This window comes from Pseudomonas sp. 05T35 (assembly GCF_056396605.1).
The window spans coordinates 1-8,863 of the sequence record NZ_JBFTLU010000162.1 but is presented as its reverse complement, the minus strand read 5'-3'; the positions used below and the strand labels follow the sequence as shown (position 1 = coordinate 8,863).

Below are 8,863 nucleotides of genomic sequence, written 5' to 3'. Positions count from 1 at the left end.
ACAGGGTTGTGTACAGCGCAGCTTTTGTAGCAGCTGGCGAAGCCGGCGTTCGAGTGCGMAGCGCTCGCCAATGCGGACAGCTTGGTGGGYCTGAYGCACCGCGGGGYATGGATTTACGMCTGCTGCGCAGCCGAACGCGGCCTGCGGCCGCTGCTACAGGGTTGTGTACAGCGCAGCTTTTGTAGCAGCTGGCGAAGCCGGCGTTCGAGTGCGCAGCGCTCGCCAATGCGGACAGCTTGGTGGGCCTGATGCACCGCGGGGTATGGATTTACGACTGCTGCGCAGCCGAACGCGGCCTGCTGCTACGGGGGAGCGTGGAACACAACAAGATGCGTGCAGATAAACACGCGGGGATTTAAGCAAGTCAACTAAGGAAGGTAGCTGGATGGAAAGCAAATCTCGCAACAACGCGCCTGTGCAAATCGGCATCAGCCGCAAGGCCAAAGCTCTCAATGGGGCTTTTATCGCTTATCTGGCGGCAATCGGGGTCGCTCAGGCCGCGCCCTATGTGGAAAGCGCCAAGCTCGGCGATCCGAACAGCTGGCGCAGTCCCGAATTCAACGCCGAGTGGGGGCTGGGCGCGATCAACGCCCAGGATGCCTACGCAGCCGGGTTCACCGGTAAAGGCGTCAAGTTGGGCATCTTCGATCAACCGGTCTACGCCAAACACCCGGAGTTTTCCGGCGTGGACAAAGTGGTGACGCTGGTCACCAGCGGTATCCGTGAATACACCGACCCCTACATTCCGGTCAAAGCCGGAGATGCCTTTCGGTATGACGGCACACCGACGATAGGTTCCGACGGCAAGCTGGGGTACCACGGTACTCACGTCGGCGGGATTGCCGCCGGCAGCCGCGATGGCAGTCCGATGCACGGTGTGGCGTTCAACGCGCAAATCATCAGCGCCGACAACGGCGACCCGGGACCTGAAGACGGGATCATTCTCGGCAACGACGGCGCGGTCTACAAAGCCGGCTGGGACGGCCTACGAGAAAGCGGCGCACGGATCATCAACAACAGCTGGGGCATCGGCATCACCGATCGCTTCAAAAAGGGCGGCAAGGACCCGGCGTTCCCGCATTTCACCGTGCAGGACGGCCAGGCGCAGTTCGATCAGATCCAGCCGCTGCTCAACACCAAACAGGGCGGCGCGTATCGAGGCGCCATCGATGCGGCTCGCAGCGGCATCGTGACCATCTTCGCCGCGGGTAACGACTACAACCTCAACAACCCGGACGCGATTGCCGGCCTGGGTTACTTCGTGCCGGACATTGCCGCGAACTGGGTCACCGTCGCGGCGCTGCAAATGAACCCGGACACCACTAGCGCCAATCCCTACATCATCAGCACCTTCTCGTCGCGTTGCGGTTATACCGCAGGCTTTTGCGTGTCGGCACCGGGTACCAAGATCTACAGCGCGGTGCTCGGCGGCACCAACGCCGATGACCTGACCGTGGGYTATGCCAACAAGAACGGCACCTCGATGGCCGCGCCACACGTTGCCGGCGCCGCTGCGGTGCTGATGGAACGCTTCCCGTACATGACCGGCGCGCAGGTCGCCACGGTGCTGAAAACCACCGCCACCGACATGGGCGCACCGGGCATCGATTCGTTGTACGGCTGGGGCATGATCAACCTGCGCAAGGGCATCGACGGCCCCGGCATGTTTGTCGCCGATGCCGACATTCCGCAGGAATTTCGCGTGGACGGCTCCTATGGTTCCGGCCAGTTTGTCGCCGACCTGCCGGGCATCGGTGCGGTCATCGATGCCGGCAAGCCAACACAGCGGATCTGTAACGACATCAGTTGCGGGTTCGACGTCTGGCGCAACGATATTTCCGGTCACGGCGGCTTGACCAAGCAGGGCATCGGCACGCTGGTGATGACGGGCAACAACACGTATGCCGGGCCAACCCTGGTGAATCAGGGGCGACTGGCCGTCAACGGTTCGTTGCTGTCGGCGGTCACGGTCAACGACAGCGGCATCCTCGGTGGCTCCGGGCAGGTCGGCACATTGACCGCTAAAAGCGGTGGCACCGTCGCACCGGGCAACTCGATCGGCACCTTGCACGTTGCCGGCAATGTGACCTTCGAGCCCGGTTCGACCTATGCCGTCGAGCTGTCTCCCACCAGCAGCGACAGCATCGTTGCCAGCGGCACAGCCACGATCCAGGGCGCGACTGTGAGCCTGTCGCTGGAAAACAGCCCGACGCTGTTGAGCCCCAGCGACGTGCGCAGCCTGATCGGTCATCAGTACAACATCCTGCAAGCGGCCGGCGGTATCCAGGGCCAGTTCGGCGCGGTGTTGCCGAACTACGCGTTTATCGGTGGCAGCCTCGACTACTCGGCGACCGGCGTGCAATTGGCGATCGAACGTAACGGCGACTCCTTCGCCAGCGTCGGGCAAACCCCGAATCAACGCTCCGTGGCTGCCGCCGCCGAGCAGTTGGGCGCGGGTAACGCCGTGTATGAAAGCCTGCTGCTGTCGCCGAACGCGTCGAGCGCGCAGCAAGCCTTCCAGCAATTGTCCGGGGAAATTCATCCGGCGATCGGCACCTTGCTGGTCAACGACTCGCGCTATCTGCGCGATGCCGTCGGTGAGCGCCTGCGCGATGGCGGTCTCTATGACGCCGCAACGCCGAACAGCACCGAGAACAATGCCTGGGTCAAAGTACTGGGCGCCTGGGGCAAGACCGACAGTGGCCACGACAACGCCAACTACACCAGCTCCATCAGCGGTCTGCTGGCCGGGGCCGACGGTTTGATTGCCGACCACACGCGTCTGGGTTTCGTCACCGGTTACAGCAACAGTTCGCTGAACAYGGGCGATGGCACCCATTCTTCGGCAACGGTCGACAGCTACCACCTGGGCCTGTACGCCGGGCATGAAATGGATGCGCTGCGTCTGAGCGTCGGCGGTGCCTACAGCTGGCACCGTATCGACGCCAAACGCGACCTGCAGTTCGGCGACATCAGCGCCAAGCAGAAATCCAAGCGCGATGCGCACACCACGCAAGTGTTCACTGAGGCGGCCTATCGCCTGGACTTGCAACCGTTGGCACTGGAGCCGTTCGCCAATCTGGCCTACGTGCACCTGGACAGTGACAGTTTCACCGAGAAGGGCGGCGCAGCAGCGCTCAAGGGCGGCGACGACAACCGCGACGCGGTGCTTTCCACACTGGGCCTGCGGGCGAGCAAACGCCTGGCGCTCACCGAGCATCAGCAACTCGAGCTGTCCGGGACCCTGGGTTGGCAGCACAACCTGAGCAACATCCACTCCGAGGAAAACCTCGCGTTTGCCTCCGGCAGCACGCCGTTTGCCGTGCAGAGCGTGTCCATGGACCGCAACGCGGCGGTGGTCGGCGTTCGAGCAGGGCTGGCGCTGGCACGCGATGTCTCGCTGAACCTGGATTACAACGGACTGCTGGGCTCGCGGGACAAGACCCACGGCGTCGGGCTGACCCTCGACTGGCAGTTCTGATTTGAAAAACCGCAATACGTACCAGCAATGAAGAGGCAAGAAAATGGGTGTTTTTGATTACAGGAAGTTCGGCAGCGAGGCCAGCAAGGCCTTGTACAGCGATGCGATTGCATTGACGCTGTACGCCTACACGCCGACCGGCAAGCCATTGGCTACCGGCTGGACGCCGGTCACCGCCGGGCAATTGGGCTATCAAGGCAAGGTCGGTGCCCAGGGCACCTTCTTTGGCGAGCAGGACGGCTTCACCAGCGCCGAAGCCGAGGTGCTGGCCAAGTACGATGCGGCGGGCAAGCTGATCTCCCTCGGGATTGCGTTTCGCGGGACCGGAGGCTTGGGTTACAGCGACACCTACGGCGACATGAAGAACAATCTGCTGGCCGCTATCGGCCCGAAGGATTACGCAAAGAACTACGCCAAAAGCGCCTTCGACACCTTGCTCAAGGACGTCGCCGCGTTCGCCAGTGCCAAGGGCCTGAATGCCAAGGACGTGCTGATCACCGGCCACAGCCTCGGTGGTCTGGGCGCCAACAGCGTGGCCGAATTGAGTGCCGACCACTGGGGCGGTTACTTCAAGGACGCCAACTACATGACCTTCGCCTCGCCGACGCAAAGCCCGGCAGGCACCCATGTGTTGAACATCGGTTACGAAAATGACCCGGTGTTTCGCGTGCTCGACGGCACCACCTTCACCAGTTCATCGCTGTACAAGCACGACAAGGTTCAAGACTCGGCGACCAACAACATCGTCAACGTCAACGACCACTACGTCTCCACCCAAATGACCCCGTTCAGCATTGCCAACCCGCAACACTGGGCGGCCCACAGCTCCCTCGGTTATGCCGATGGTCTGAACCGGGTGATCGGTTCGAGCTTCTACGACCTCACCAGCAAGGACTCGACGATCCTCGTCTCGACCTTGTCGGAGTCGTTGCGCGCCAGCACCTGGATCGAAGACCTGGGCCGCAGTGGTGAAACGCACACCGGCAGCACCTTCATCATCGGCACCGACAGCAACGATTTGCTGCGCGGCGGCGTAGGCAACGACTTCCTTGAAGGCCGCGACGGCAATGACACCTTCAGGGACGCGGGTGGTTACAACATCCTGCTCGGCGGCAAAGGGCAGAACGTTTTCGACCTGCAACAGCCGCTGAAGAACTTCACCTTTGCCAACGACGGTGACGGCACGCTGTATGTGCGCGACAGCTACGGCGGCATCARCATGACCCGCGACATCGGCGCGCTGGTCAGCAAGGAATCGGGGGCCATGTGGGGACTGCTCAACAAGGACGTAACCTACAACGTCAGCGCCAAAGGCTTGTTGGCTGGCACCGATCTGACCCACTACAACCACTCGCTCAATGGCGATGCCTACGGCAATTCGCTGGTGGCGACCGCCGACGGTGACTGGTTGTTCGGGTTGTCGGGCAACGATGTGCTGCGCAGCGACAAGAGCCAGGTGACGTTCGTCGGCGGCGAGGGCAATGACGTCATGTTTGCCTCCGGCGGCCACAACACCTTCCTGTTCAGCGGCGCGTTCGGTTTCGACGCCATCAATGGTTACCAGGGCAGCGACAAGCTGGTGTTCATGGGCGTTCAGGGCGCGGGGCAGGGCTATGACTACAGCCAGCATGTTTCGCAATCGGGTAACGACACGCTGCTCAAGGTCGGCGACTACGCGGTGACGTTGGTGGGTGTTGGCCTCGACAACCTGTCTGGTGCGGGGATCGTATTTGCTTAAACCGCAGTAAAAGGCATTGCACTAAAACGTCGGAACGTCCCGTGCTGCGGGGCGTTCCAGCTGCGTGAGCTTTCTCTAACAATTTCAACAAAAGAGAGGCAATACCATGGGTGTCTATGACTACAAAAACCACAACTCAGTCGAATCCAAAGCGCTGTTTTCCGATGCGCTGGCGATCACGCTGTATTCCTATCACAACCTCGACAATGGCTTTGCCACGGGCTATCAGCACAATGGTTTCGGCCTCGGCCTGCCGGCGACGCTGGTCACTGCACTGATCGGCGGCACCGACTCGCAAGGGGTGATTCCCGGTGTTCCCTGGAACCCCGATTCGGAAAAAGCCGCGCTGGACGCTGTGCAAAAAGCCGGCTGGACTCCGATCACCGCCAGCCAGTTAGGCTATGGCGGCAAGGTCGATGTGCGGGGAACCTTCTTCGGCGAGAAAGCCGGTTACACCAGCGCTCAGGTCGAGATTCTCGGCAAGTACGACGCTCAAGGCCATCTCACCGAAATCGGCATCGCGTTTCGCGGCACCAGTGGCCCCCGTGAAATACAGATCAGCGACTCCATCGGCGATGTGATCAACGACCTGATGGCGGCACTGGGCCCCAAGGACTATGCCAAGAACTACGTCGGCGAAGCCTTTGGTTCATTGCTCAAGAATGTCGCCGCATTTGCCACCGCCAATGGCCTGAGCGGCAAGGACGTACTGGTCAGCGGCCACAGTCTCGGCGGGCTGGCGGTCAATAGCCTGGCGGACCTGAGCGGCGATCACTGGAACGGCTTCTACAAGGATTCCAACTACATCGCCTACGCGTCACCGACCCAAAGCAGTACCGACAAGGTGCTCAACATCGGTTACGAAAACGATCCGGTATTCCGCGCGCTGGACGGTTCAACGTTCAACCTGGCATCGGTCGGCGTACACGATGCGCATCAGGATTCGGCAACCAACAACATCGTCAGCTTCAACGACCATTACGCCTCGGCGGCATGGAACATGTTGCCGTTTTCGATCCTCAACGTCCCGACCTGGATTTCCCATCTGCCCACCGGTTACGGCGATGGCATGACCCGGGTGCTGGAGTCGAAGTTCTATGACCTGACCAGCAAGGACTCGACGATCATCGTCGCCAACCTGTCGGACCCGGCGCGCAGCAACACCTGGGTTCAGGACCTCAACCGCAACGCCGAAACCCACAAGGGCAGTACCTTCATCATCGGCAGTAACGGTGACGACCTGATCCAGGGCGGCAAAGGCAACGACTACCTGGAGGGCGGCGATGGCAACGACACCTTCAGGGATGCCGGTGGCTACAACATCCTGTTGGGCGGCAAGGGCAGCAACACACTGGACTTGCAGCAGTCAGTAAAAAACGTCGATTTTGCCAACGATGGCGCCGGTACTGTGTACGTGCGCGATGCCAACGGCGGGATCAGCATCACCCGCGATATCGGCAGCATCATCAGCAAAGAACCGGGGTTTCTCTGGGGCTTGCTCAAGGATGACGTGACTCATAGCGTCACCGACAAAGGCTTGCAGGTCGGCAATAACCTGACCCAGTACGCGTCATCGGTGAAGGGCAATGCCGCGGACAACGTCCTCACGGCGCATGCAGCTGGCGACTGGCTGTTTGGCCTGGACGGCAATGATCATCTGATCGGCGGCAAGGGCAATGACGTGTTTGTCGGCGGTGCCGGTAATGACCTGATGGAGTCGGGTGGGGGGAGCAACACCTTCCTGTTCAGTGGCAACTTCGGCAATGACCGGATCCTCGGCTACCAGAGCAGCGACAAGCTGGTCTTCCTCGGCGTCGAAGGCGTGGGGCAAAACTACGACGTACGCGACCACGCCAAAGCCGTAGGCGCGGATACCGTGTTGAGCTTCGGTAATGACTCGGTGACGCTGGTCGGGGTCGGGCTCGATCACCTTGCCAGTTCAGGCGTGGTGATCGCCTGACGCCAAAAAGCCCGGTACGAACCTCGGTTCGCGTCGGGCTTTTCAGCGTTTATTCATAGTGAATCACGATGCCTTTGAGCTTGCGTCTCTGCTCGGAATGGAGATCCCGGTCCAGCGGAAGCGCGACGCTGACGTAATCCGAAATGGGCAGGGTCATGTCGTAGATCACCACCACCGCATCGCCGCCGATTTTCGCCGCTTCTTCACGCAGTCTCTGCTCGAACTCGCTGACGGGCGGGGCCGGCTGCGTGCGTGTGTGCAGAATCACTTCACCCAACCGCGTGTACGGTCGTGTCGGCGCAGTACGCAGTATTTGCACCGAGTCCGGGGACGTCGCGGTTGTGTGCTGGGCCCCGGCGTATTCGGTGGTGTGCGCGTGGATACTGCTGCACGCACTGAGTCCGAATACAGCAAGGGCCAGTGCCAGAACTTTGAAGCCGGGCAGGGGAAGCGCGAAGTCCTTATCGCTCAAAAGGCGTTGTAGGGGCTGCACGCTGGTAATTCCTTCTGATTGAAAAAGGTGACCTGTCGCTACACGGCAGGCTCAAATACCGGACAAAAGCGTTTTCCCAGGCTCAGGAAAGCGCCCGTCGACTCTGAAAAGCATAGCCACAATGTTCCGGTGAGCCAGGCGTAAATTAGAATTTTCGTGTGTGCCCCGTTTTTTTTTGCCATGGCATTAAACCATCGGGCAGGCCATGCGTTTCCAGAGGGCACTATCTTGCGCGCGACACAGACGTCGGGCGCGGTGAACCGAAAAACAGGAGACTGAATACAGTGAGTAACAGCAAGAGGCAGGCAGTCGCAGCAGCGCTGATGATTTTATCGGCGAGCGCGATGGCTGAGGAGTTGCCTCATGGCTCGATTTTGAACCGATACGGCGTGACCGCCGATCAACTGCCAACCCCCGCGCAGGTCGGACAGGCCGAGCCTGGACCCGAGAAAAGCCGTTTCCAGATTCAGCCGGAACAACCCTGGGTGAAACTGAGCCTGGGTGACGGCAAGCAACCGCCAGTGACCGGCAACATCAGCATCGACAACGCGAATGCCCGGGAATACGAGCGCTGCCAAATGATCAGGGGGCAGTTGTTGCGACGCGGCGAGCAGGTCATTTCCTGCGATAACAGTATCCCGGGGCAAGACCCGGCATTGCAGATGCCCTGAGGCTTTCGATCATTTTTCTGTGCGGATGGTGGCGACGTCGTCCGCCTTGACCTTGATCTTGGCGTCGGAAATGTCCTTGAACTCAATGAAACCGTCTGTGCCTTTGGTTTTCGGCGTGTCCTGGGTCAAATATTGGGTGCCGTTCTGCAACGTCACCACCGTTGGCGACGCGCAACCGCCTAATGCCAGCAAGCCTACGATAGCCAGGGGCATGCTCAGAATGCGGATATTCATCAATAAACCTCGCTTACAGAATTCTTTTGATCGTCTCGACGCACAGGTGCGTCATTTCGGTACTGACTGTTCTTGGTGTCACTCACTCCGGGAAAGTTCGGTTGATGACGGAAAAAGTCGAAAGCCGAATGATGACGACCCGTTAAGCCGTAACGCGATCCGTAGCAGCTGGCGAAGCCTGCGTTCGGCTGCGAAGCGGCCGTAAAATCGGGCCATGCGGTACGTCAGGCAGACCGTGCAAGTAGAATTTACGACTGCTTCGCAGCCGAACGCAGGCTTCGCCAGC

Annotated in this window: 6 protein-coding genes; 4 read left to right on the top strand and 2 right to left on the bottom strand. The window is 60.4% G+C overall.

Annotation, left to right across the window (positions count from 1 at the left end; translation table 11 throughout):
* Window positions 1–385: 385 nt before the first annotated feature.
* The 3 genes from AC1DH9_RS14395 to AC1DH9_RS14385 all read left to right on the top strand — a co-directional run bounded on the left by AC1DH9_RS14395 (window position 386) and on the right by AC1DH9_RS14385 (window position 7,179).
* A complete protein-coding gene (locus AC1DH9_RS14395; protein WP_477808329.1) occupies window positions 386–3,481 on the top strand; it encodes an autotransporter outer membrane beta-barrel domain-containing protein in 3,096 nt (1,031 codons plus the stop codon).
* 43 nt (window positions 3,482–3,524) lie between these two features.
* The gene (locus AC1DH9_RS14390) at window positions 3,525–5,219 is read left to right on the top strand and encodes a polyurethane esterase (protein WP_477808328.1); all 1,695 of its coding nucleotides are present in this window, start codon (window positions 3,525–3,527) and stop codon (window positions 5,217–5,219) included.
* 106 nt (window positions 5,220–5,325) lie between these two features.
* Entirely contained in the window at window positions 5,326–7,179 is a 1,854-nt protein-coding gene (locus AC1DH9_RS14385) for a polyurethane esterase (protein WP_427540955.1), read from the top strand.
* Window positions 7,180–7,228: 49 nt separating this feature from the next.
* On the opposite strand, the gene AC1DH9_RS14380 is transcribed toward AC1DH9_RS14385, so the two are convergent.
* Window positions 7,229–7,672: a hypothetical protein gene (locus AC1DH9_RS14380; RefSeq protein ID WP_427540958.1), complete on the bottom strand. Its 444-nt coding sequence runs from the start codon at window positions 7,670–7,672 to the stop codon at window positions 7,229–7,231.
* A gap of 284 nt (window positions 7,673–7,956) precedes the next feature.
* Here AC1DH9_RS14380 and AC1DH9_RS14375 point away from each other — a divergent pair, with 284 nt between their 5' ends.
* Window positions 7,957–8,343 (top strand): hypothetical protein, encoded by a 387-nt coding sequence (locus tag AC1DH9_RS14375; RefSeq protein WP_427540961.1) that lies wholly within the window; start codon window positions 7,957–7,959, stop codon window positions 8,341–8,343.
* Window positions 8,344–8,352: 9 nt separating this feature from the next.
* Here the strand turns inward: AC1DH9_RS14375 and AC1DH9_RS14370 are convergent, their stop codons facing one another.
* Complete coding sequence (locus tag AC1DH9_RS14370) at window positions 8,353–8,577, bottom strand: YgdI/YgdR family lipoprotein (protein ID WP_427540964.1); 225 nt, start codon at window positions 8,575–8,577, stop codon at window positions 8,353–8,355.
* Window positions 8,578–8,863 lie beyond the last annotated feature (286 nt).